19 protein-coding genes are annotated in these 23,288 nt (G+C 72.3%); 5 read left to right on the top strand and 14 right to left on the bottom strand.

Features of this window, described 5'->3' with window-relative positions; translation table 11 throughout:
- Positions 1-137 precede the first annotated feature (137 nt).
- Positions 138-1,151, top strand: coding sequence for a sigma-70 family RNA polymerase sigma factor (locus ACL02U_RS10365; RefSeq protein WP_412790410.1), 1,014 nt, complete (start codon positions 138-140; stop codon positions 1,149-1,151).
- Here ACL02U_RS10365 and ACL02U_RS10370 read toward each other — a convergent pair.
- From ACL02U_RS10370 to ACL02U_RS10425, 12 genes are all read right to left on the bottom strand, one after another.
- A complete protein-coding gene (locus ACL02U_RS10370; RefSeq protein WP_412790411.1) occupies positions 1,032-1,424 on the bottom strand; it encodes an STAS domain-containing protein in 393 nt (130 codons plus the stop codon). The genes ACL02U_RS10365 and ACL02U_RS10370 overlap by 120 nt on opposite strands.
- 97 nt (positions 1,425-1,521) lie before the next feature.
- Positions 1,522-2,805, bottom strand: coding sequence for a thymidine phosphorylase (locus tag ACL02U_RS10375; protein WP_412790505.1), 1,284 nt, complete (start codon positions 2,803-2,805; stop codon positions 1,522-1,524).
- 112 nt (positions 2,806-2,917) lie between these two features.
- Positions 2,918-3,319 carry a cytidine deaminase gene (locus ACL02U_RS10380; protein ID WP_412790412.1) on the bottom strand — a complete coding sequence of 134 codons (402 nt, stop codon included), beginning with the start codon at positions 3,317-3,319 and terminating at the stop codon, positions 2,918-2,920.
- The gene (locus ACL02U_RS10385) at positions 3,316-4,602 is read right to left on the bottom strand and encodes an ABC transporter permease (protein WP_412790413.1); all 1,287 of its coding nucleotides are present in this window, start codon (positions 4,600-4,602) and stop codon (positions 3,316-3,318) included. The genes ACL02U_RS10380 and ACL02U_RS10385 overlap by 4 nt, the downstream gene beginning before the upstream one ends.
- Complete coding sequence (locus tag ACL02U_RS10390; protein WP_412790414.1) at positions 4,602-5,726, bottom strand: ABC transporter permease; 1,125 nt, start codon at positions 5,724-5,726, stop codon at positions 4,602-4,604. The genes ACL02U_RS10385 and ACL02U_RS10390 overlap by 1 nt, the downstream gene beginning before the upstream one ends.
- Positions 5,723-7,249: an ABC transporter ATP-binding protein gene (locus ACL02U_RS10395; protein ID WP_412790506.1), complete on the bottom strand. Its 1,527-nt coding sequence runs from the start codon at positions 7,247-7,249 to the stop codon at positions 5,723-5,725. The genes ACL02U_RS10390 and ACL02U_RS10395 overlap by 4 nt, the downstream gene beginning before the upstream one ends.
- Positions 7,250-7,447: 198 nt before the next feature.
- Positions 7,448-8,509, bottom strand: a complete 1,062-nt coding sequence (locus tag ACL02U_RS10400) for a BMP family lipoprotein (RefSeq protein WP_412790415.1) — start codon at positions 8,507-8,509, stop codon at positions 7,448-7,450.
- A 299-nt stretch (positions 8,510-8,808) separates the two neighbouring features.
- Positions 8,809-10,035 (bottom strand): M20 family metallopeptidase, encoded by a 1,227-nt coding sequence (locus ACL02U_RS10405; RefSeq protein ID WP_412790507.1) that lies wholly within the window; start codon positions 10,033-10,035, stop codon positions 8,809-8,811.
- 506 nt (positions 10,036-10,541) lie between these two features.
- Positions 10,542-11,675, bottom strand: coding sequence for a hypothetical protein (locus tag ACL02U_RS10410; RefSeq protein WP_412790416.1), 1,134 nt, complete (start codon positions 11,673-11,675; stop codon positions 10,542-10,544).
- A 37-nt stretch (positions 11,676-11,712) separates the two neighbouring features.
- Positions 11,713-12,651 (bottom strand): N-acetylneuraminate synthase family protein, encoded by a 939-nt coding sequence (locus tag ACL02U_RS10415; protein ID WP_412790417.1) that lies wholly within the window; start codon positions 12,649-12,651, stop codon positions 11,713-11,715.
- Between the two features lie 14 nt (positions 12,652-12,665).
- Entirely contained in the window at positions 12,666-13,961 is a 1,296-nt protein-coding gene (locus ACL02U_RS10420) for a cytidylyltransferase domain-containing protein (protein WP_412790418.1), read from the bottom strand.
- 59 nt (positions 13,962-14,020) lie between these two features.
- Positions 14,021-15,355, bottom strand: a complete 1,335-nt coding sequence (locus tag ACL02U_RS10425) for a DUF6716 putative glycosyltransferase (RefSeq protein WP_412790419.1) — start codon at positions 15,353-15,355, stop codon at positions 14,021-14,023.
- A gap of 199 nt (positions 15,356-15,554) precedes the next feature.
- Here ACL02U_RS10425 and ACL02U_RS10430 point away from each other — a divergent pair, with 199 nt between their 5' ends.
- From ACL02U_RS10430 to ACL02U_RS10445, 4 genes are all read left to right on the top strand, one after another.
- Entirely contained in the window at positions 15,555-16,532 is a 978-nt protein-coding gene (locus tag ACL02U_RS10430; protein ID WP_412790420.1) for a glycosyltransferase family 2 protein, read from the top strand.
- The gene (locus tag ACL02U_RS10435) at positions 16,529-17,908 is read left to right on the top strand and encodes an alpha-2,8-polysialyltransferase family protein (protein WP_412790421.1); all 1,380 of its coding nucleotides are present in this window, start codon (positions 16,529-16,531) and stop codon (positions 17,906-17,908) included. The genes ACL02U_RS10430 and ACL02U_RS10435 overlap by 4 nt, the downstream gene beginning before the upstream one ends.
- A gap of 274 nt (positions 17,909-18,182) precedes the next feature.
- Positions 18,183-19,346, top strand: coding sequence for an acyltransferase family protein (locus ACL02U_RS10440; protein WP_412790422.1), 1,164 nt, complete (start codon positions 18,183-18,185; stop codon positions 19,344-19,346).
- A 280-nt stretch (positions 19,347-19,626) separates the two neighbouring features.
- Positions 19,627-20,565: a class I SAM-dependent methyltransferase gene (locus ACL02U_RS10445; protein ID WP_412790423.1), complete on the top strand. Its 939-nt coding sequence runs from the start codon at positions 19,627-19,629 to the stop codon at positions 20,563-20,565.
- A gap of 170 nt (positions 20,566-20,735) precedes the next feature.
- Here ACL02U_RS10445 and leuE read toward each other — a convergent pair whose 3' ends face one another.
- Together leuE and ACL02U_RS10455 are read right to left on the bottom strand one after the other, a co-directional pair.
- Positions 20,736-21,389: a leucine efflux protein LeuE gene (gene leuE, locus ACL02U_RS10450; RefSeq protein WP_412790424.1), complete on the bottom strand. Its 654-nt coding sequence runs from the start codon at positions 21,387-21,389 to the stop codon at positions 20,736-20,738.
- A gap of 93 nt (positions 21,390-21,482) precedes the next feature.
- Entirely contained in the window at positions 21,483-23,063 is a 1,581-nt protein-coding gene (locus ACL02U_RS10455; protein WP_412790425.1) for a methylmalonyl-CoA mutase, read from the bottom strand.
- Positions 23,064-23,288 lie beyond the last annotated feature (225 nt).

Consider the following 23,288-nt stretch of genomic DNA (forward strand, 5'->3'; position numbering starts at 1 on the left):
CGCTCCGGCGGGGCCGCAGCTCACCGCCGGAGCGCCCCGCCCTCTCTCCACGGGCGGTTGTCAGTGCCCTGGGGTAGCTTCCGAAGTGCCGGCGCGACAGGCACGGGGCCGGGTGGTCACAGGGGCGGGTGGACGAGATGGGCGAGAGCACGGCGACGGACCTGGACTCCAGGCTGGAGCAGCACCGCGTGGAGCTGACCGGGTACTGCTACCGCATGCTCGGTTCCTCCTTCGAGGCGGAGGACGCGGTGCAGGACACCCTGGTCCGCGCCTGGCGGGGTCACGACGGCTTCGAGGGCCGTTCCAGCCTGAGGTCGTGGCTGTACCGGATCGCGACCAACGTGTGCCTGGACATGCTCGCCGCGGGCAACAAGCGGGCCAGACCGATGGACCTGACGGAGTCGACGCCGCTGGCGCGGGCCGCGCTCTCGCCGCGCCCGGACCACACCTGGCTGGAGCCCGTGCCGGATGCGCGGGTGCTGCCGGCGGAGCTGGACCCGGCCGAGGCGGCCGTCGCCAGGGAGTCGGTGCGGCTGGCGTTCATGGCCGCCCTGCAGCGGCTGCCGCCGAAGCAGCGGGCGGTGCTGATCCTCCGGGAGGTGCTGGCCTGGAGGGCCGCCGAGGTCGCCGAACTGCTCGGCACCTCGGTGGCGTCCGTCAACAGTGCCCTGCAGCGGGCCCGCGCGACCCTCGCCGAGCGCACGGAGCCGGGCGCCGACGCGGCCGTCTCCGACCCGCTGGACGAGGAGCAGCAGAAGCTGCTGGACCGCTATGTGGCGGCCTTCGAGGGGTACGACATGGCGGCTCTGACGGCCCTGCTGCACGAGGACGCGGTCATGACGATGCCGCCGTTCGATCTGTGGCTGACCGGTCCGGCCGACATCACCGGCTTCATGACCACTCTCGGCGCCTCCTGTGCGCGGTCCCGCCTGAAGCCGGTCCGGGCGAACGGCCTGCCGGGGTTCGCCCACTACAAGCCGGACCCGGAGACGGGCGGGTTCACCGCGTGGGCGGTGCAGGTGCTGGAGACGTCAGAGGGGCGGATCACCGGGTTCCACTGCTTCCTGGACACCGAGCGGTGGTTCCCGCTGTTCGGGCTGCCCCTCCAGCTCGGCGAGGGGCAGCCCGACGAGGGCGAGCAGGACGCGTAGCGCCCGGTCGGCGCCCCGGAAGCGGATCCGGCCCCCGGCTCGGCGCGCGGCGAGGGCGAGCCGGGCCAGCAGGTCGACGGCCGCCGGACCCGGTGGTCCCAGTCCGCCCACCTCGCAGACGACGACCCCGGCGCCGGTCCGTTCCAGCAGCAGGCGCACCTGCTCGCACAGTTCCACCGCCTCGGCGCCGGTAGCAGCGGGTCCGGAGAGGGTGAGTACGGGCGGTGTCGTCGCGTCCACGACCGGTAGACCCGGGGGTGCGCCGCAACTCATCGCGGGCTGCGGGGACTCTGCCGCGCCCGCGGTCCCGGTGCGCCGAACGGGATCGGCGGCGGTCCGCAGATCCCGTTCGCCCCCGGGAAGCCCCGGGTCAGGCGATGCGCTCCCGCACGACCGGGGTCGGCGTGAAGGCGGCGCCCGGGGCGGCGACGTCGAAGGAGCCCTCGACGGCCTGCAGGGCGTAGTCGAAGCGCTCCGGGGTGTCCGTGTGCAGGGTCAGCAGCGGCTGGCCCTCGGTCACCGTGTCGCCGGGCTTGGCGTGCATCTCCACGCCCGCCCCGGCCTGCACCGGGTCCTCCTTGCGGGCGCGTCCGGCGCCCAGCCGCCAGGCGGCGACGCCGATGCCGTAGGCGTCGAGGCGGGTCAGCACGCCGGTCGCGGGGGCGGTCACCACGTGCTGCTCGCGGGAGGTGGGCAGCGGGGCGTCCGGGTCGCCGCCCTGGGCGGCGATCATGCGGCGCCAGACGTCCATCGCCGAGCCGTCGGCCAGGGCCTTCGCCGGGTCGGCGTCCTTGATCCCGGCCGCGTCGAGCATCTCGCGGGCCAGCGCGACGGTCAGTTCCACCACGTCCGCCGGGCCGCCGCCCGCCAGCACCTCCACCGACTCGCGGACCTCCAGGGCGTTGCCCGCGGTCAACCCCAGGGGGGTGGACATGTCGGTCAGCAGAGCCACCGTCCGCACGCCGTGGTCGGTGCCGAGGCCCACCATCGTGGCGGCCAGTTCGCGGGCGTCCTCCATGGTCTTCATGAAGGCGCCGGTGCCCACCTTCACGTCGAGCACCAGGGAGCCGGTGCCCTCGGCGATCTTCTTCGACATGATGGAGGAGGCGATCAGCGGGATGGCCTCCACGGTGCCGGTCACGTCGCGCAGGGCGTACAGCTTCTTGTCCGCGGGGGCCAGGCCGTCGCCCGCCGCGCAGATCACCGCGCCGACGCCGTCCAGCACGGACAGCATCTCCTCGTTGGAGAGCAGCGCCCGCCAGCCGGGGATCGACTCCAGCTTGTCCAGCGTGCCGCCGGTGTGGCCGAGTCCGCGGCCGGAGAGCTGCGGGACGGCCGCGCCGCAGGCGGCCACCAGCGGGGCCAGCGGCAGCGTGATCTTGTCGCCGACGCCGCCGGTGGAGTGCTTGTCGGCGGTCGGGCGGGACAGGGAGGAGAAGTCCATCCGCTCGCCCGAAGCGATCATCGCGGCGGTCCAGCGGGCGATCTCCCGTCGGTCCATGCCGTTGAGCAGGATCGCCATCGCCAGCGAGGACATCTGCTCGTCGGCGACCTCGCCGCGGGTGTACGCGTCGATGACCCAGTCGATCTGCGCGTCGCTGAGCTCACCGCGGTCCCGCTTGGTGCGGATGACGGAGATGGCGTCCATGGCCATGGCGTTCCTTCCGATGGTGCCGGATGTGCCGAACATGCCGGTCATGTCGGGTGAGTGGGAAAGAGCACGGCCCCTTCGCGCGGACACGCGGTTCGAAGGGGCCGTACGGGTACTACTGGGCGAGATGGTCCGGGCCGAAGGCCTGCGGCAGCATCCGGGACAGCGGCAGGATGCCCGCCGGGGTCTCCAGCAGCAGGTCGGGGCCGCCGAACTCGTACAGCAGCTGCCGGCAGCGGCCGCACGGGACCAGGCTCCGGCCGTTGCCGTCGACGCAGACGAAGTGCGTCAGGCGGCCGCCGCCGGTGTTCTGCAGCTGGGAGACCAGTCCGCACTCGGCGCACAGGCTGAGACCGTAGGAGGCGTTCTCGACGTTGCAGCCGGTGACCGTGCGGCCGTCGTCGACCAGGGCGGCGACACCGACCGGGTAGCCCGAGTAGGGGGCGTACGCGCGGCTCATCGCCTCCCGGGCCGCCTTGCGCAGCCGCTCCCAGTCGGCCTCGGCGGGCGGGGTCACTTGCCCTGGCCCTTCCGGTAGCGCATGCCGATCGCCTTGGGGATCCGCAGCCGCTGCGCGGACAGCGACAGGACCAGCAGCGTGACGACGTACGGCGTGGCGCCGACGAAGTCGCTGGGCACCTCGTCCGTGAACACGTACCAGACCAGCACGAGCGCGCCGACCATGAAGCTGATCCCGGCCTGCCAGTGCGCCTTGCGGTACAGCTTCCAGCCGCCGAGCAGCGCGAGCAGGACCACCAGCGCGAGCAGCAGGGCGTGCACCGTGGGGCCGCCGTTGCGCAGCTGGAGCGCGTCGGAGTAGCCGAACAGGCCCGCGCCCATCGCCAGACCGCCCGGCCGCCAGTTGCCGAAGATCATGGCCGCGAGGCCGATGAAGCCGCGTCCGCCGGTCTGGCCCTCCAGGTAGATGTGCGAGGTGACCAGGGCGAGGAAGGCGCCGCCGAGTCCGGCGAGACCGCCGGAGATGGACACCGCGAGGTACTTGTACTTGTAGACGTTGACGCCGAGGGACTCCGCGGCCGTCGGGTTCTCGCCGCAGGAGCGCAGCCGCAGTCCGAACGGGGTGCGCCACAGGATCCACCAGCTCGCGACGAACAGCACGGCGGCGAGGACGGTCACCACCGACACGTTGGTGACCAGGCCGCCGAGGATGCCGGCGAGGTCGGAGACGAAGAACCAGTGGTGCTTCTCGATCGACCCGAGGGCGTCGGAGAGGCCGGGCACGTCGAAGCGTTCCAGGGAGTCCGAGGGCGGCGACTGCTTGGGGTTGCCGCCCGCCGCGGCGGCGCTGCCGCCCGCGAAGAAGATCTTCGCGAGGTACTGGGTGGCGCCGAGCGCGAGCAGGTTGACCGCGACGCCGGAGACGATGTGGTCGACGCCGAAGGTGACGGTGGCGACGGCGTGGATCAGGCCGCCGAGGACGCCGAAGCCGATGCCGCACAGCAGGCCGAGCCAGGGGCTGCTCTGCCAGCCGATCCAGCCGGCGCCGAAGGTGCCGAGGATCATCATGCCCTCGAGGCCGATGTTGATCACACCGGAGCGCTCGGACCACAGGCCCGCGAGGCCGGCGAGGCCGATCGGCACGGCGAGGCTCAGGGCCGCGTTGACCTGTCCGGCGGAGGTGAGCTGGTTGGCGCCGGTGATGAGGCGGACGGCGGCCACCAGCGCCAGCCCACCGGCGACGATCATGAGGATCTGGCCGAGGGAGCGGCCCGAGGGCTTGCCTCCGCCGTTCTTCTGGGGCGCCGCGGGCGGCGGCGTGTCGGTCGTCGTGGCAGTCATCACGCCACCTCCTGCTTCTCGGTCGGGGCGGCCTGGGCGGCGAGTTCGGCGCCGACCCGCTGCTGCTGGCGCTTGAGGCCGTAGCGGCGGACGACCTCGTAGGCGATCACGACGCTGAGGACGATGACGCCCTGGATCACGCCGAGGATCTCCTTGTCGTAGCCCTCGAACTCCATGTGGTTGGTGGTGCGCTCCAGGAAGCCCCACAGCAGGGCGCCGAGCGCGATGCCGACCGGGTTGTTGCGGCCGAGCAGTGCGATGGCGATACCGGTGAAGCCGATGCCGGCCGGGAAGCTGTTGTCGAACTGGTGGCTCTCGTTCAGCAGCGTGGGCATGCCGATCAGACCGGCCACCGCACCGGAGAGGATCATGCTGGTGGCGACCATCTTCTTGACGCTGACCCCGCTGGCCGCCGCGGCCGTCTCGGACTGGCCGACGGCCCGCAGGTCGTAGCCGAAGCGGGTCCGGCCGAGCGTGAACCAGTAGGCCACGCCGACCAGCACGGCGAGCACGACCAGGCTGTTGACCTGGCCGGCCGGGCCCGCGTCGAAGTTCGGCAGGTAGGCCGCGTGGGGCAGCGGCCTGGTGGACACCAGCGTGCCCGCCGGGTCGAGATGGCCGAGCCGGGACGGCTGGAGCAGGTAGGCGATGATCGCGGTGGCGATCGAGTTCAGCATGATCGTCGAGATGACCTCGCTGACCCCGCGCGTCACCTTGAGGATGCCGGCGATGGCCGCCCACATGGCACCGGTCGCCATGGCGCACAGGATGATCAGCGGGACGGCGATCCAGCCGGGGGCGGCCAGCGCGCCGCCGAGCACGGCGGCGATGAACGCGGCGAGCCGGTACTGGCCGTCGACACCGATGTTGAACAGGTTCATGCGGAAGCCGATGGCCACCGAGACGCCCGCCAGGTAGTAGGTCGTCGCCTTGTTCAGGATGTAGACCTGGCTGTCGCTGGCGGAGCCGTAGGACAGCATGTCGCTGTAGGCGGGGCCCGGGTTCTTGCCGGTGGCCAGGATCACCAGGGTGGTGACGACGGCCGCGGCGACGAGCGCGAGCAGCGGCGCGGCGAGGCCGAGGAGCAGCCGCTCCTTGTCGATCCGTGCGGTCAGCTTCTTCATCGGTCGTCGTCCTTAGGGTGCTCCAGGTGGCCGGAGGCGGCGCCCGTCATGGCGGAACCCAGCTCCTCGGGGGTGATGGTGGCGGGGTCCGCGTCGGCGACCAGGCGCCCCCGGTACATCACCCGCAGAGTGTCGGAGAGTCCGATCAGCTCGTCGAGGTCGGCGGAGATGAGCAGCACGGCCAGGCCTTCGCGGCGGGCCTCGCGGATGTGGTCCCAGATGGCGGCCTGGGCGCCGACGTCGACACCGCGGGTGGGGTGGGCGGCGATGAGCAGCTTCGGCGTGTGGCTCATCTCGCGGCCGACGATCAGCTTCTGCTGGTTGCCGCCGGACAGCGAGGCGGCGGTCACGTCGATGCCGGGCGTGCGGACGTCGTAGGCCTCGACGATGTGCTCGGTGTCGGCGCGGGCGGCCTTGATGTCGAGGAGCCCGGCGCGCGAGTTGGGCCGCTCGGTGACGTGGCCGAGCATGCGGTTCTCCCACAGCGGCGCTTCCAGGAGCAGGCCGTGGCGGTGGCGGTCCTCGGGGATGTAGCCGATGCCGGACTCGCGGCGCCGGCGGGTGTGCAGGCGGGAGATGTCGGTGCCGTCGAGGGTGACGACACCGGCGTCGGGGTTGCGCATGCCGATGATCGTCTCGACCAGTTCGGACTGGCCGTTGCCCTCCACGCCGGCGATGCCGAGGACCTCGCCCTTGTGGATGGTCAGCGAGATCTGGTCGAGGATGACCCGCTCGACGCCGTCGAGGTCGGTCCGGGCCAGGTGCAGCCCCTCGACCTCCAGCAGCGGGACGGCCGTGACGGTGGACTCCTCGGTCTCCGGGGTGGGCAGCTCGCTGCCCACCATCAGCTCGGCGAGCTGCTTGGTGGTGGTGGATTCCGGCTCGACCGTGCCGACGGTGGTGCCGCGCCGGATGACGGTGATCTCGTCGGCGACGGAGAGCACCTCGCCCAGCTTGTGGGAGATGAAGATGACGGTGAGGCCCTCGGACTTCAGCTCGCGCAGGTTGTCGAAGAGGGCGTCGACCTCCTGGGGCACCAGCACGGCGGTCGGCTCGTCGAGGATGAGCGTCTTGGCGCCGCGGTAGAGGACCTTGAGGATCTCCACGCGCTGGCGGTCGGCGACGCCGAGCTGCTCCATGAGGACGTCGGGCCGGACGTTCAGCCCGTAGGCGTCGGAGAGCTCCTTGACCTTGGCGCGCGCCTTGGCGCCGATGCCGTACAGCTTCTCCGCGCCGAGGACGACGTTCTCCAGGACGGTGAGGTTGTCCGCGAGCATGAAGTGCTGGTGCACCATGCCGATTCCGCGGGCGATGGCGTCGGCGGGGGTGTGGAAGGTGACCCGCTCGCCGTTCACCGTGATGGTGCCCTCGTCCGGCTGCTGCATGCCGTAGAGGATCTTCATCAGGGTGGACTTGCCGGCGCCGTTCTCACCGCAGAGGGCGTGGACGGTGCCCGAGCGGACGGTGATGTCGATGTCCTTGTTGGCCACGACACCGGGGAAACGCTTGGTGATGCCGCGCAGTTCGACGGCAGCGGGAGGGCTGGACGCGTTGATGGCGCACTCTCCTCGGGGAAAAGGGCTGCGTAGGGGAGGCAGGCGTCGGCGACGCTAGCGCGGCAACTCCATGCTACACGCGTAGAGTTGACACATTGTTATGGCTCGACGAGGGGCTGCTGAGCGGGCCCCTCGTCGAGCCCGGGTCCGGTCGGACCGGTCAGGTCACGGAGTGGTCTTGACCTTGATCTCGCCGGAGACGATCTTCTGCTTGGCAGCGTCGAGCTGCGGCTTGATGTCGTCGATGAAGCCGCCGCTGGTGGCCAGCGACACGCCGCCCTTGGCGAGCGAGTAGGTGTTGGTGCCGGTCAGCGGCTTGCCGTCGTGGACGGACTTGATGAAGTCGTACACGCCGACGTCGACGTTCTTGACCACGGAGGTCAGGATCGAGTCCTTGTACTTGGCCAGACCGGGGATGTTGTACTGGTCCGAGTCAACGCCGATCGCCCAGGCGCCGTTCACCGCGCTGACGGCCTCGATGGAGCCGTTGCCGGAGGAGCCGGCCGCCGAGTAGATCACGTCGGCGCCCTTGTCCAGCATGCCCTTGGCGGCCGCCTTGCCCTTGTCGGGGCTGGCGAAACCGGAGGTGTCGGAGCCGTGGCTCAGGTACTGGACGTCGACCTTGATCTTCGGGTTGGTGTCCTTGACGCCCTGGACGTAGCCCGCCTCGAACTTCTTGATCAGCGGGACGTCGACGCCGCCGATGAAGCCGACGTGGTCCTTCTTGGTCTTCAGCGCCGCGGCGACGCCGGCCAGGTAGGAGCCCTGCTCCTCGGTGAAGGTGATGCTGTCGACGTTGTTGGCGTCGACCACCGAGTCCACGATGCCGAAGCTGGTCTTGGGGTACTTGGCGGCCACCTTGCCCATCGAGGTGGCGTAGGCGTAGCCGACACCGATGATCGGGTTGTAGCCGGCCTGGGCGAGGTCCGTGAGGCGCTGCTCGCGGTCGGCCTCGGTGTCCGAGGTCTTGGCGGTCAGCTCCTTGATCGAACCGCCGAACTCTTCCTTCGCCTTGTCGGCACCGCGCGCGGCGGAGTCGTTGAAGGAACGGTCGCCACGGCCGCCGACGTCGAAGGCGAGGCCGATCTTGACGCCTTCGCCCTGGGTGTCGCCCGAGGACGAGGACGAGCCGGACTTCTCGGAGGAGGTGCTGCCACAGGCGGTGGCAGACAGTGCGAGAGCTGCGGATGCGATGCACGCAGCAGAAAGCTTTGCTACCCGGCGCACGGGAGGCTCCTTCACCTGACCTGAGCGCCTTGTCGGCGCCTTGTTGCGGGCACCGGTGCCGGTACCCGAGGCCGGACGCCACTGGCGGCGTCGGCTTCGCGGCATCGTAACGCGCGTAGATGTCGGAAAGAGACCTCTTCCGAAGCCGTTATCGATTCGAGGCAAACAGCGTCTGAACTCAGACTCTGCCGCCGCTCGCCGAGCGTCGCCGCGTATGCACGATTGGCTTACGGGCCTCTTGCGCGGCACGGGGAAGCGGCACTCACCGCTCCCCCGCCCCGGACGGGCGAAGCCGCTGCTCAGCCCACTGCGTCGAGCAGCGCGGCGGCGGTGAACAGCTCCACGCCGGCGGTGATCGCGTGCTCGTCGGCGTCGAAGTCGCCCTGGTGCAGATCACGGACCGTGCGCTCGCCGGGGGTGCGGACGCCGAGCCGTGCCATCGCCCCGGGCACGTGCTCCAGGTACCAGGAGAAGTCCTCGCCGCCGAGGCTCTGCTCGGTGCCCTCCACCGCGTCGGCGCCCCGCCGGACGGTCATCGCGTCGTGCAGCAGCTCGGTGACGGCCGGGTCGTTGACGACGGGCGGCACCCCGCGCACGTAGTTGATCTCGGACTTGGCCCGGTGCAGGTTGGCGACCTCGTCGATGGCCGCGACGACCAGGTCCGGCGCCTGCCGCCAGGTCTCGAGGTCCAGGCAGCGGACGGTGCCGGACAGCTCCGCGTGCTGCGGGACGACGTTGGGGGCGTGCCCGGACTCGATCCGCCCCCAGGTCACCGCCAGTCCGGCCCGGGTGTCGACGCGGCGGCCGACGAGAGCGGGCACGTCGGTGGCGACCCGGGCGGCGGCGGTGACCAGGTCGGTGGTGAGGTGCGGGCGGGCGGTGTGGCCGCCCGGACCGTCCAGGGAGATCTCCAGACGGTCGCAGGCCGAGGTGATCGCGCCGGTGCGCAGCCCGATCCGGCCGGCGTCGACCCTCGGGTCGCAGTGCACGGCGATGATCCGGCGCACCCCTTCGAGCGCCCCGCCGGTGATCGCCTCGGTGGCGCCGCCGGGCAGCACCTCCTCGGCGGGCTGGAACAGCAGCCGCACCGGCCGGGGCAGCCGGCCCTGCCGGTGCAGTTCGGCGAGCACCAGACCGGCCCCGAGGACGACGGTGGTGTGCACGTCGTGCCCGCAGGCGTGGGCGCGGTCGGGCACGGTCGAACGGTAGGGGCACTCGCTCTTGGTGTCCGGGATGGGCAGGGCGTCGATGTCGGCGCGCAGGGCGAGCATGCCGTCCCCGGGTACGCCGGGGGCGGTACCGATGTCGCAGACCAGGCCGGTGCCGGTGGGAAGCACGCGCGGGAGCAGGCCGGCCTGCTCCAGCCGGGCCTTGATGGCCGCGGTGGTGCGGAACTCCTGGTTGCCGAGCTCGGGGTGCATGTGCAGGTCGCGACGGAAGGCGACGAGCTCGGCACGCAGCTCGTCCGCCAGCGTGCCGGGGAGCACCGCGTCCCCGGGCGGATCGGCCTCGGACTGGGGCGACATCAATTGCTTCACCCTCTGAAGAGTAGGGCGCCGAGGGGGAAAACTGACCCGTGATCAACAAACTTCAACCCGTTAGGGGAAGAAAATCTGGCCGTCCGACGCATGGCACCCCATGGGGATGGGTACAATTCTGCGCCCTCCGGCCGGCTGATCATGCCGCTGACCTGGCCGCCCGGCGCCCGCCGCACACCCGGAGCGGTGAACGCGGGAGCGGACGCGCCGATCGTGTTCCCTTCCTCACGGATACCACGTCTCGACGGACCCCACGTCTCGGGGAACACCACACCCCGCCCCCGTGAACGCCCCGCCGCGGCGGACCCGGCCGCGTCCGGTCCTCGGGCCGAGGTCCGGCTCTCCGGCCGAGGTCCGGTCCTCAGGCCGAGGTCCGGTCCTCAGGCCGAGATCCGGTCCTCCGGCCGAGATCCGGTCCTCAGGCCGAGGTCCGGTCCTCAGGCCGAGATCCGGTCCTCAGGCCGAGATCCGGCTCTCCGACCGAGGTCCGGTCCTCAGGCCGGGCTCACCGCCGCCAGCCGGTGCACGTCCCGGGCACTCCCCGTGACACCGGACAGGAAGCCCTGGGCCCGGGGTGAGGCGGTCCGGGTGAGCCAGGCGGGGTCGATGTCGCAGACCGCCACCCGGACACCGGTCCCGGTCAGGGCGAGGGGGAGGGTGTGCACCACGGTGGACGGGAAACTGAGGATCGTCCGGCCGATCGGGCCGCGCCGGGCGATCAGCTCCAGCGGCAGCTCCGGGCGGACGATCTCCAGTCCGGTCGCCGCCGCCAGCCGGTGCAGCTTCTCCGTGCTCTCCCTGCGGTGGGCGAAGTAGCGGGTGACCCCGTGGGTCGCGGCCAGCGCGCGCACGGCGTCCAGATAGCGGTCGGCCTCGACGACACCGGTCTCGACGAGCGAGGTGCCGACCAGGTCGGCGCTCCGGGTGAGGCGGGGCGGGCCGAAGCGGGCCCGGGTCCAGGCGAAGTCGTTCACCGTGACGCCGACCCCCTCGGGGGTCTCCTCGATCGGCATGGCGGAGAAGACCTCGACCCGGCGGGCGGCGTCCGGGGTGAGACGGCGCCGGGCGGAGGACGACACCGGTGCGAGCAGCAGCTCGCGCGGTCCGCGGCGCCCGCCCTTGCGGTGCCAGCGGACCAGGCGCTCACCGCGGGCGAGCTGGGCGGTGAACTCCATCGTCGCGGTGCCGTCGTCGACGACGACCAGGGAACCGGCGCGGGTGATGGTCAGCAGTAGCTGCACGTAGCGGGAGAACGGATCGCCCACCACGACCCGCTCCGCGTGCCGCAGCAGGCCGGCCAGCGCGCCGACCGTGCGGAACGGGGCCGCCGCGCCGCCCCGCGCCTCCTCCCAGCGGACGGTGTGCCCCTCGTCGCGGGCCAGGTCCGCCATCCGCCGCAGCTGGCCGCGGGTCATCGGGTCGGTGGGGGCGAGGACGACGAGGGTGAGCCCCGTGCCGGGGGCGTCCGGGGTCCGCTGTGCGGGACCCGGACCCCCCTCGGGCGGGGCGTGCGCGGCCGGCACCCGCCCGGCGCCGCGGGCGTGCGCCCACTCCAGGGTGTTCAGGAGCTGCACCGGACTCTCCACGAAGGCGAGGGTGGTGCCGGTCCGACCGGCGCGCGGGCTCATCGGCGTTCGACCGTTCCTCAGAGGACCTGCGGACCACTCACACCGCGGCCGGCTCGCCGGCCGCCGTGGCGATCTCCGCCTCGGCGACGACGCCGGCGACCCGGCGGAGCTTCTTCATCGGGGCGAGCTCGGAGTCGTAGACCTTCTTGACCCCGTCGCCGAGGGCCTCCTCGATGGTGCGGATGTCGCGCACCAGGCGGGTGAGGCCCTGCGGCTCCACCGACGCCGCCTGGTCGGACCCCCACATGGCGCGGTCCAGGGTGATGTGGCGCTCCACGAACGCCGCGCCCAGCGCGACCGCGGCCAGCGTGGTCTGCAGGCCGGTCTCGTGGCCGCTGTAGCCGATCGGGACGTTCGGGTACTCCTTCTCCAGCGTGTTGATCACGCGGAGGTTCAGCTCGTCGGCCTTCGCCGGGTAGGTGGAGGTGGCGTGGCACATGAGGATGTTGTCCGAGCCGAGGACCTCGACCGCGTGGCGGATCTGCTTCGGCGTCGACATGCCGGTGGAGAGGATGACCGTGCGGCCGGTCGCGCGCAGTTCGCGCAGCAGCTCGTCGTCGGTCAGGGAGGCGGAGGCCACCTTGTGGGCGGGCAGGTCGAACTTCTCCAGGAAGGCGACGGCCTCGGTGTCCCACGGGGAGGCGAACCAGGCGATGCCCTTCTCCTTGCAGTGGGCGTCGATCCGGCGGTACTCCTCCTCGCCGAACTCCACCCGGTGGCGGTAGTCGATGTAGGTCATCCGGCCCCAGGGGGTGTCGCGCTCGATGTCCCACTGGTCGCGCGGGGTGCAGATCTCCGGCGTGCGCTTCTGGAACTTGACGGCGTCGCAGCCGGCTTCGGCGGCCGCGTCGATGAGCCTGAAGGCGTTCTCCAGGTCCCCGTTGTGGTTGATGCCGATCTCGCCGGTGACGTAGACGGGGCGGCCGGGTCCGACCTCGCGGGAGCCGAAGGTACGCAGGCGGGAGTGGGTGCTCATGGCGGAAGGTGTCCTTAGCTGTGGGGCTGGGAGGGGGACTGCGACCGGGGTCGGGCGGGCGCTTGGAGGGAGGGGCCGAGGATCCAGCCGGCGATCTCCCGGATCGCGCCGTCGCCCCCGGAGGCGGTGGTGACCGCGCGGGCGGCGCCGCGGACCACGTCGTGGGCGCTCGCGACCGCGACCGGCCAGCCGGCGAGGGCGAAGCACGGCAGGTCGTTGACGTCGTTGCCGACGTAGAGCACGCGCTCCGGCGCGATGCCCTGCTCCTCGCACCACCGGGCGAGTGCGAGGTCCTTGCGGTCGACGCCGTGCAGCACCGGAAGCCGGAGCTTGCGGGCGCGGGCGGCGACGACCGGGTTCTGCTCCGTGGACAGGATCAGCATCCGCAGGCCGCTGCGGCGCAGCGCGGCGATGCCCAGGCCGTCCCCGCGGTGCACGGAGACGAACTCCCGTCCGTCGGCGTCGATCAGCACCCGGTCGTCGGTCTGGGTGCCGTCGAAGTCGAGCACGACCGCGTCGATGTCCTCGGCGGTCGGCAGGGCTCCGGGCCGGTCCGCGTCGAGGAGCGTGGCCAGGGCGCGGGCGCGGGCCAGGTCGTGCGGGTCGTCGATCTCCAGCACCCGGGCGGGGTCGGTGCGCACGAGTGCGGTGCGGCCGAAGAAGCGGTGCCCGGCCTTGCGGAACCCGGCGGCGTCCATCGCGTAGGCGGCGCCGGTCTCCAGCAGGTCCTGCGGGCGGTCCTGGCGGCGCGGGCGGTGGGACTTGTCGTGGTTGACGCCGTACCCCCCGGTGGCGTCGGCGTCGTGGGCGCCGCCCGGCACGGGCTCCGCCTCGTCCGCGTCGCGCCAGACGAAGCCGTGGAACGGCGCCACGGTGACCGCGCTGTCCGCGCCGTCGACGGCGACCGCGGCGGCGACTCCGTCCACGTCCTCGCGGTGCAGGAAGGGGCTGGTGCACTGCACCAGCAGCACCACGTCCACGGGGGCGCCGTGCCGGGCCTCGTGGACGTCCATAGCGTGCAGCACGGCCGCCTCGGAGGTGGCGGTGTCCCCGGCGATGTCGGCGGGCCGCAGCACCACCTCGGCGCCGGCCGTGCGGGCGGCGTCGGCGATGGCGTGGTCGTCGGTGGAGACCACGACGTCGGTGACCAGCGGGGCGGCGCGGCACTCGCGGACGGCGCGCGCCACCAGCGGGACGCCGCCGACGGTCGCGAGGTTCTTCGCGGGTACGCCCTTGGAGCCGCCGCGGGCGGGGATCACCGCGAGCACCCGGCGCGTCGAGGCGGCGGGGACCGCCTGCGGTTCGGACATGGGGTCCACTCCTTCGGATGGGTCGGGACGGCTCACGGACCGCCGGCCGGCCGCGCCGCTCACAGCTCCCCCATCCGCCGGATGGCGGGCGCCACCCGCTGCACCCCGTGCCGGTAGGCGCCGCGGGCGGCGCGGCGCACGATCTGCCGTACGGGGCCGGGGCGCCGGTCGCCGGCGGGGGCGCCGGGCAGCGGTGCGCCGTCGGGGCCGAGGTGGTGGCGGGCGAGGAGGCCGGGCAGGTAGCCGGGGGCGGTCCGCGGGGTGTAGTAGGGGTCCAGGGGCGGCAGCCCGCCGGACCGGGCGCGCAGTTCGGCGATACGGGCGCGGGCGGCGTCGAAGGCGGTGGCGTACGAGCCGTCGGCCGCCACCCCCTGCCGGGCCAGCCAGTCCTCCCGCGGCACGGGCCGGTGGCCGGCGTCGAGCCGGTCCCAGGAGGCGAGGCAGCCCGACCCGGTGAAGTGGTGGTTGCCGAGCACCTCGCGCACGCCGAGGTCGGTGAGGACGGCGGTCGGGATGCGGCGGTGCAGCGCTTCCAGGGCGGCCGTGGAGCTGACCGTCACCAGCAGGTCGGTGCGGTCCAGGACCTCGCCCATGTTGCCGTAGACCAGGTGGAGGTTGGGCGGCAGTGCGCCGGCCCGCTGCGCCAGCTTCTGGTAGGGCACCTCCTCGAGGTGGGTGGTGTGCTCGCCGGGCCTGGAGCGCAGCTTGAGGAGCACCTCCCGCTCGGGGTGGAGGCGGGCGTGGCCCACCAGGCGGTCCAGCAGGTAGGCGCGGTCCGCGCGGCTGTCCGGCACGGAGGGCTGCGCGGCGAAGACGACCGTGTACGGGTCGCGTTCACCGGTGTAGGGCGTACCGCCGAGGAACGGCAGGGCGACCTCCGTCACCGACTCGGCGCCGGCGTCCACGCCCTCGTACACGGCGCGGAACCGGGCGGCGTCCTGACGGGAGTTGGCGAGGATGAGGTCGGCGCCGTGCCGCAGCAGCAGGCCGTCGGTGAGCTTCTCGTAGACGACGCCGACGTAGCCCGTGACGACCACGGGCCGGCGGGCGCGGCCCGCCCAGACGTGCCGCAGTCCGTGCAGCATCGCCTGCACACCCCCGCCGACCAGGGCGAGCACGAGGACGTCGTAGGGCTCCCGGCCGGGCTCCTCCTCGCCCATGGCGCGCAGGAACTCGGCGGCGGTCACCTCGCTCAGGGAGTCGGCGCGCACGCCGACCTCGCGCAGTTGGCGGGGTGTCGGGGTGGCGCGGCCCCGCAGCAGGTAGCCGTCCAGGCGGAGGGCCGCACCGTCGGGGGCGGTGATGCGCTGCGCGGTGAGCGCACCCCATTTCCACCGGGTGTCGGAATCCGCGAGAACGGCCACGCGCGGGGCCTCGGTTGCACTTGCTGGCACGGGTAAGAACTTAGGAAGGCTTTTCTAGGTTCCCCCCAACCCGGCAGCAACAAAGGGTTAACAGGGAATCGACGGTGAGCGAATCGGGCCCGGAAAGAGACCTGGGAATTCCCGATTCACTCCCTCGCCACACGGCGTTCACGCTTCCTCAAACTGACGGTAAAGACGCGGGTGGGAGCTGCCGTCTAACGTCACGTCCGTGGTCAAGCTCTCCGTCATCGTGCCGTTTCACAATGTGCGGCCGTACGCACCCGACGCCCTGAAGTCCCTGCGCGCCAACGCGCGCGAGGACATCGAGTTCATTCTCGTCGACGACGCGTCGACGGACGGAACCGAGGACCTGCTCGACCGGGCCGAGCGCGAGATTCCCGGTGCGGTCCTCGTCCGGCGCAGCGAGAAGGGGGTGTCCGGGGCGCGCAACACCGGCATCGACGCGGCGCGGGGTGAGTACCTGACCTTCCTGGACGGCGACGACTACGCGGCGCCCGGCTACTTCGCCCTTCTGCTCGCCTCGATCGAGTCGCTGGGCTGCGACTTCGTGCGCACCGACCACGTGCGCTTCACGGGTGCCGAACGCACCCTCCACCGGGTGCCGTTCGGGCCGCGCGACACCGTGGTCAGCCCGCGCGCCGTGATCCTTCCGGCGGAGCGCTCCACGCCGGTCGACTACCCGTACTCCTGGGCCGGCGCCTACCACCGCCGGCTGGTCGACGAGGGGCTGCTGCACTTCCCGGAGGACCTGCGCACCGCGGAGGACCGGCCGTGGATCTGGCGGTTGCACCGCAAGGCCCGGTCGTTCGCCGTGCCGAGCGTGTACGGCGTCTTCTACCGGCGGGGCGTCACCTCCTCGCTCACGCAGATCGGGGACACCCGGCAGCTCGACTTCATCCGCTCCTTCGACCGGGTGCTGGCGGAGACCGCCGAGGACGCCGAAGCCGACCGGTTCCTGCCGAAGGCCGTGCGCACCTACTGCGCCATCATCAGCCACCACCTGGCGACCATCGACAAGTTCGAGCCGCATGTGGCCCGCAGACTCCGCTCGATGAGCGCCTCTGCCCTGCGCCGGATGCCGCAGCACCTGCTCAACGAAACCCTGGACTCCATGGACCTCTCCCGCGCCACCCAGTTGCGCCGGCTGCGCCGCCGGCCGTCGACGGCCCCGGAGGCGGCCGCATGACCGCCCCGCTCCCCTCCGGCCGGGCGGACCGGCCGCGGCGCACCACGCAGATCTTCTGCGCGTCGACGCTGTACGGGGCCGCCACCCTGGCCGCCGCCCTCGACTCGGACTGCTTCGCACCGGCCGACCGGCGGCTGCTGGTGGTCACCAACAACAGTGCGACGCCGGAGCTGAGTCCGGCCTTCGACTCCTCGCCGGCCTTCGCGCACCTGCGGGACCGCTTCGACGGCGTGCTGTCCTGGAACGAGGCGGTCGCCCCGTTCCACCCGAGCGGCTGGAGCCCGCGCCCCGACGACCAGGTCCTGTGGGAGCGGTATCTGCGCATGCTGTGGGACCTGGGTGAGGACCGGGTCGAGCTGGCGGTCGAGTCGATCCAGGTCAATCCGGCACTGGCGGTCTGCCAGGTGTTCGGCGGCGCCCCGGTCGACGTGTACGCGGACGGCCTGATGAGCTACGGCCCGACCCGGTTCAGGATCGACCCGCTGGTCGGCTCCCGGGTGCGGCGGGTGCTCCACCTGGACCTGGTGCCGGGACTGGAGCCCCTGCTGCTCACCGAGTTCGGGGTGGCGCCGGAACTGGTGCCGTCCGAGGCCTTCCTGAAGGTGCTGGAGGGGCTCGCGGGTCTCGCGGAGGGCCTGCCGGCGGTCGAGGAGCCGGCCCTGCTGCTCGGCCAGTACCTGTCCGCGCTGGGCATCCTCACCGGCGAGGAGGAGGAGGACCTGCATGTGCGGATGCTGCGGGGCGCGGTGGAACTCGGCCACCGGCGGGTGGTGTTCAAACCGCACCCGTCCGCCCCGGCCCGCTGGTCGCGGGCGCTGGAGCGGGAGGCGGAGCGGCTGGGCGCGGAGTTGACCGTGTTCGACACTCCGGTGCTCGCCGAGGTGCTGTACCAGCGGATGCGTCCCGCGCTCGTCGTCGGCTGCTTCTCCACCGCCCTGCTCACCGCGTCGGCGCTGTACGGACTGCCCGTCGCCCGCACCGGCACGGGGGTGCTGCTGGAGCGGCTGACGCCGTACGAGAACAGCAACCGGGTGCCGGTGACGGTGGTGGACGCGCTGCTGCCGGACCTGGCGGACGCGGCGGCGGTGGCCGAGCAGCGCCGCGGTACGGACGTCGAGGGGCTGACGGCCCTGGTCCGCGCGGTCGGCTTCGCGATGCAGGCGAAGATCTATCCCGAGCTGCGGCCGGCCGCCGAGCAGTACCTGACCCGGCGTCTGGACCGGTACACCTGGCGCTACTTCAAGCGGCGCCGGCTGACCTCCCTGGGCCTGCCCGGCGGGGTGCCGGCGCAGCTTGCGTTCATCCCGCGCAACGCGACGGTGCGCCGTGTGGCGCGCCGGGCCCGCTCGCTGCGGCGGCGCGCCACGGGGCGCTGACCGGCGGGGGCGGCACCGCGGCCGGGGCGGTCGACGGGCCGGGGCGGTCGACGGGCCCGGGGCGCGCGGCCGCGGCGAGCGCGCCCGGCTCCCCGCCCGTCCGGGCCCCCGCCCGGCTCCCCGCCGTCCGGACCGTCCGCGGGACACCGAGGTGAACTCTCGCGGACGGCGGCGCGAAGACTTCCTCCGCGGCCCGGGAGCGGCCGTCCTCTCGGACTACTGTGCACAACCACCCGCTGAGCACCGCCTCACCGAGTCATGTCAAGGGGAACCTGTGATCGACACGTCCGCGGACACCCCGACGGCCGCCACGGGCACCGTGGTGCGCACTGCCGTCCCGTCGTCCGCGTCTCCCGCCGGGACAGGGCGGGCCAAGCCCCGCGAGACCCGGCTGCGGGCCCTGGACGGACTCAGGTTGGTGGCCGCGCTGATGGTGGCGGGGTACCACTACGGCGGCCGGGGCGGCGAGGTCACCCGCGCCTGGGGTTCCTCACCGCGCTACCAGTTCCCCACACTGCACACCCTGTTCGCCTACGGCAGTCTGGGCGTCCAGGTCTTCTTCGTGATCAGCGGCTTCGTCATCTGCATGAGCGGCTGGGGGCGTTCACTGCGCTCCTTCTTCGCCTCCCGCGCCGCCCGGCTGCTGCCCGCCTACTGGGCGGCTCTGGTACTGGTGACGGCGGTGATGGCGCTGCCGTTCCTGTCGTTCAAGACGGTCACCCCGACCGAGACGCTGCTGAACTTCTCCATGCTGCAGCTTCCGGCCGGCGCCCACCGGGTGCTCGGGGTGTGCTGGACGCTGTGGGCCGAGGTCCGCTTCTACGCCCTGTTCGCCCTGTGCATCGTCATACCCGGCGCGACCCGCCGTCGCGTGATCATGTTCTGCGCCTGCTGGACGCTGGCGGTGGCGATCTCGGGCGGGCTGGACCAGCCGCTGCTGGAAGTGCTGGCGATGCCGGACTACGCGCCGTTCTTCATCGGCGGTGTCGGCCTGTACCTGGTGCACCGCGACCGCACCGACCCCTACGCGTGGGGCATCGTCGGCGTCAGCTGGTGCCTCGCCCAGTACGCCGCGGTCCGCACCCACTGGCACCCCTGGCAGGCGGACCAGTTCTCCTACCGCAGCGCCTACGGCATCATCCTGGTCGTCACCCTGGCCTTCCTCGCCGTCGCCGCGATCGGGCTGGGCTGGCTGGACTGGGCGAACTGGCGGTGGCTGACCGTGGCGGGTGCGCTGACGTACCCGTTCTACCTGGTGCACGAGCATCTGGGCTGGGTGGTCATCGAGGGCCTGCACCGCGGGCTGGGCGTCCCGTCGTACGCCACCTTCGTGCTGACGGCGGCGTCGATGCTGCTGCTGGCCTGGCTGCTGAACCGGTTCGTGGAGCGGCGGTTCACCCCCAGACTGCGTTCGGTCCTCGCGAAGCCGCGGGAATGACCGGCGGAAGCACTCCCGGGGAGCCCGGCGTCCCGGGGAATCGGGCGTCGCGGCCCGCCGGCCGTTCCGAAAAGAGGGGCGGTGGAAAGGCGGGCAGCCTTTCCGCCGCGCGGCCGCCACTGCCGGTTCTGCCGGAATTCCATGGCGGACCGGGTGGCCGCCCTTCCTTGAATCACAGAACTGGAGGCAACCGCGTCCGTACGTCGCGGTGCCTCTCCTCCTCCCGGGTGCCGCGTACGGGGCGGCATTTCCCCTGATATCTGTGAGGGTCACGTAAGCGATGCGAGCACTCCTCAGGACGAAGACGGCCCGGCGTACGCTGCGCCCGATCGCCGATCTCGTCGATCAGCGGATCCAGCGGCAGATCCGGCGCTCCGCGGCGAACCGCACCGACGACGGAGCACGGCGTGAGATAGCCGAGCTGAAGCGCGAACTGGCCGAGCTGCGCAACCGCCAGCGCCCACTGGAACTCCTGCTCGACGGCACCGGACGCGGGGTGTCCCGGCTCCCGGGCCAGGTGCATCTCGACCGTGCGGTCGACGAGCTGGCGGAGGTGACCGGGGACCGGGCGGGCTCCGAACGGAACCTCGCGCAGGCGTTCCGGCTGCTGGCGGCGCTGGAGTCGCTGGGCGTCGGCCGTATCGCGGGCGGCACCCTGAACATCTGCGGCAAGCTCGCGGCGGTGCCGCTGCTCGACCCGCCGAACGACGACATCCTCGAGATCGGCACCCTCTACGGCATGTTCGGCGCGGCGCTGATCCGCATGGTGGAACGCGCCGGGCGCGTCCCGCGGCTGACCATCGTCGACCCGCTCGCCGGCCTGCAGCTCCAGCCCGGCACCAAGGAGAGCGCCGACCCGACGGGGACCCCGGTCCGGATGGCCGCGGTGCGCACCAACCTGGCCCTGGCGGGCGAGGCCGGGGCCGCCGCCCGGATCGAGCAGGGCTTCTCGGAGGACCCCGAGCTGCGCGCGAAGGTGTCGGACCGGTCCTACGGCGTGATCGTCGTCGACGGCGACCACTCGGCCGCCGGGGTGGCCGCCGACCTGGAGTGGGCCGAGCAGATCGCCGCGCCGGGCGGGATCGTGGTGCTGGACGACTTCGGGCACCCCAAGTGGCCGGGCATCGAGGAGGCCTTCGACAAGCACATGGTCACGGAGACCCGCTTCGAGTTCCTCGGCCAGGTCGCCAACTCGGGCTATCTGCGGGCGCGCCCCTGACCCGGCCTTCGCGCGCACGCCCGACCGCCTGCCTCGCACTCCGCCTCACGCCCGACCGCCTGCCTCGCACTCCGCCTCACGCCCGACCGCCTCGCGCCCGTCACGGCGCGCATCGGGTGCCGCCCCGCCGGGACGGGGGCGCGACCGCCGCGTGGTGGCGCCCCGCAGGGTCAGGAGCTCGCCAGTGAGAGCTTCACCGCGAAGCCCAGGAACAGCGCTCCCGCGGCGGAGGTGGCTCCCGCGGCGAGGCGCCGGCGACGGCGGAAGGCGTCGGCGAGCCTGGTGCCGCCGAATATCAGCGCGCTCAGGTAGAGGAAGCTGGCGATCTGGGCGAGGGTGCCGAGGACGACGAAGGAGAGCGCAGGGTAGGCGTAGCCCGGGTCGACGAACTGCACGAAGAAGGCGACGAAGAACAGGATCGCCTTCGGGTTGAACAGGCTGACCACCAGCGCCCGGCGGTAAGGCCGTTCCTCGGCGTCCTGGGCGGCGGGCGGCGGCTCCGGTGCGGTGCGCTCCCGCCGTGCCCGCCACATCGCCCGCGCCGAGCGCAGCATGCCGACGGCGAGCCAGGTGAGGTATCCCGCTCCCGCGTACTTCACGATCCCGAAGAGCAGGGCGTTGCCCTGGAGGAGGGAGGCGACCCCGGCGGCCGACAGCGTCATCAGCACGGTGTCCCCGCACCAGACGCCCGCCGCCGCGGTGTATCCGGCGCGGATTCCGCGGCGGGCGGCGACGGACAGGACGTAGAGCGAGTTGGGGCCGGGCAGCAGGACGATGAGGACCAGGCCGGCGAGGTAGGTGGGGAGGTCGGTGACGCCGAACATGCCAGGAGTGTCGCACGGAGGTACGACACCGCACTCCCTCCGGGGTGCCCGGCCCGCCCGGCCCCCGAAGGGGCGAGGGGGGGCGTGAGGCGGTCAGAACGCGTCGGTGGGCACGTAGGTGCCCCACACCTCCCGCAGCGCGTTGCAGACCTCTCCGACGGTCGCCCGCGCCCGCAGCGCGTCCTTCATCGGGTACAGGACGTTGTCCTCCCCCTCGGCGGCCTTCCGCAGCGCGTCGAGAGCCGAGTCCACCGCCTGCTGGTCGCGCTCCGCGCGCAGCGCCGCCAGGCGTTCGGCCTGCTGGGCCTCGATGACGGGGTCGACGCGGAGCGGCTCGTAGGGCTCCTCCTCGTCGAGCTGGAAGCGGTTGACGCCGACGACGACCCGGTCCCCGGCGTCGGTCTCCTGGGCGATCCGGTAGGCGTTGCGCTCGATCTCGTTCTTCTGGAAGCCGTGCTCGATCGCGTTGACGGCGCCGCCGAGGTCCTCGACCTTCGCCATCAGTTCCAGTGCCGCCGCCTCCACGTCGTCCGTCATCGTCTCTATGACGTAGGAGCCGGCGAAGGGGTCGACGGTGGCGGTGACGTCGGTCTCGTAGGCGAGCACCTGCTGGGTGCGCAGGGCGAGGCGGGCGCTCTTGTCCGTGGGGAGCGCGATCGCCTCGTCGAAGGAGTTGGTGTGCAGCGACTGGGTGCCGCCGAGCACCGCCGCCAGCCCCTGGACCGCGACCCGGACCAGGTTGACCTCCGGCTGCTGCGCGGTGAGCTGCACGCCCGCGGTCTGGGTGTGGAAGCGGAGCATCATCGACTTCGGGTTCTTCGCGCCGAACTCCTCCTTCATCACCCGCGCCCAGATGCGGCGGGCGGCACGGAACTTGGCGACCTCCTCCAGCACGGTGGTGCGGGACACGAAGAAGAACGACAGGCGCGGGGCGAAGTCGTCGACGTCCATGCCGGCCGCGACGGCCGTGCGCACGTACTCGATGCCGTCGGCCAGGGTGAAGGCGATCTCCTGCGCGGGCGAGGCGCCCGCCTCCGCCATGTGGTAGCCGGAGATGGAAATCGTGTTCCACTTCGGGATCTCGGCCCGGCAGTACTTGAAGATGTCCGCGATCAGCCGCAGCGACGGCTTCGGCGGGAAGATGTACGTGCCGCGGGCGATGTACTCCTTGAGCACGTCGTTCTGGATGGTGCCGGTCAGCTTGTCCGCGGGCACCCCCTGCTCCTCCGCGACCAGTTGGTAGAGGAGCAGCAGCAGCGCGGCCGGCGCGTTGATCGTCATCGACGTCGACACCTTGTCCAGCGGGATCCCGCCGAACAGCACCCGCATGTCGTCGATCGAGTCGATCGCCACGCCGACCTTGCCGACCTCGCCGCTGGCGATCGGCGCGTCGGAGTCGTGGCCCATCTGGGTGGGCAGGTCGAAGGCGACGGACAGGCCCATCGTGCCGTTGGCGATCAGCTGCTTGTACCGGGCGTTGGACTCCGTCGCGGTGCCGAAGCCGGCGTACTGGCGCATCGTCCAGGGGCGACCGGTGTACATCGTCGGGTACACGCCGCGCGTGAAGGGGTACGAGCCGGGCTCGCCCAGCTTCTCCGCCGGGTCCCAGCCCTCCAGCGACGCCGGTCCCTGGACCGGCTCGATGGGCAGTCCGGACTCCGACTCGCGTGTCATGCTTGCCTCCGCGCTGCTGTGTTACTGGTCGGTACAGGGGGACCCTCGCCACGGACTGTATCGGCGCCCGCGCGCCGGGTGCAGTGCCCCACGCTGGGACCTTGCTCACAACGGTGCAGTGTCGTGCGCGACTCGGCACGTCCGGGGAACCGTCGGCCGCGGCGGTGGTGAGAGCGCACGGCCCGGGCGGCGAACGGGCGTCCCGACGGTGCGGGCGCAGGGGGC

The sequence above is a fragment of the Streptomyces sp. MS06 genome, assembly GCF_047200655.1.
GTDB lineage: Bacteria > Actinomycetota > Actinomycetes > Streptomycetales > Streptomycetaceae > Streptomyces.

Coding starts and splice junctions, on each gene's coding strand:
- ACL02U_RS10365 (WP_412790410.1), top strand. CDS start 138: ATGGGCGAGAGCACGGCGACGGACCTGGACTCCAGGCTGGAGCAGCAC.
- ACL02U_RS10370 (WP_412790411.1), bottom strand. CDS start 1,424: ATGAGTTGCGGCGCACCCCCGGGTCTACCGGTCGTGGACGCGACGACA.
- ACL02U_RS10375 (WP_412790505.1), bottom strand. CDS start 2,805: ATGGCCATGGACGCCATCTCCGTCATCCGCACCAAGCGGGACCGCGGT.
- ACL02U_RS10385 (WP_412790413.1), bottom strand. CDS start 4,602: ATGACTGCCACGACGACCGACACGCCGCCGCCCGCGGCGCCCCAGAAG.
- ACL02U_RS10390 (WP_412790414.1), bottom strand. CDS start 5,726: ATGAAGAAGCTGACCGCACGGATCGACAAGGAGCGGCTGCTCCTCGGC.
- ACL02U_RS10405 (WP_412790507.1), bottom strand. CDS start 10,035: ATGTCGCCCCAGTCCGAGGCCGATCCGCCCGGGGACGCGGTGCTCCCC.
- ACL02U_RS10410 (WP_412790416.1), bottom strand. CDS start 11,675: ATGAGCCCGCGCGCCGGTCGGACCGGCACCACCCTCGCCTTCGTGGAG.
- ACL02U_RS10415 (WP_412790417.1), bottom strand. CDS start 12,651: ATGAGCACCCACTCCCGCCTGCGTACCTTCGGCTCCCGCGAGGTCGGA.
- ACL02U_RS10420 (WP_412790418.1), bottom strand. CDS start 13,961: ATGTCCGAACCGCAGGCGGTCCCCGCCGCCTCGACGCGCCGGGTGCTC.
- ACL02U_RS10435 (WP_412790421.1), top strand. CDS start 16,529: ATGACCGCCCCGCTCCCCTCCGGCCGGGCGGACCGGCCGCGGCGCACC.
- ACL02U_RS10445 (WP_412790423.1), top strand. CDS start 19,627: ATGCGAGCACTCCTCAGGACGAAGACGGCCCGGCGTACGCTGCGCCCG.
- leuE (WP_412790424.1), bottom strand. CDS start 21,389: ATGTTCGGCGTCACCGACCTCCCCACCTACCTCGCCGGCCTGGTCCTC.
- ACL02U_RS10455 (WP_412790425.1), bottom strand. CDS start 23,063: ATGACACGCGAGTCGGAGTCCGGACTGCCCATCGAGCCGGTCCAGGGA.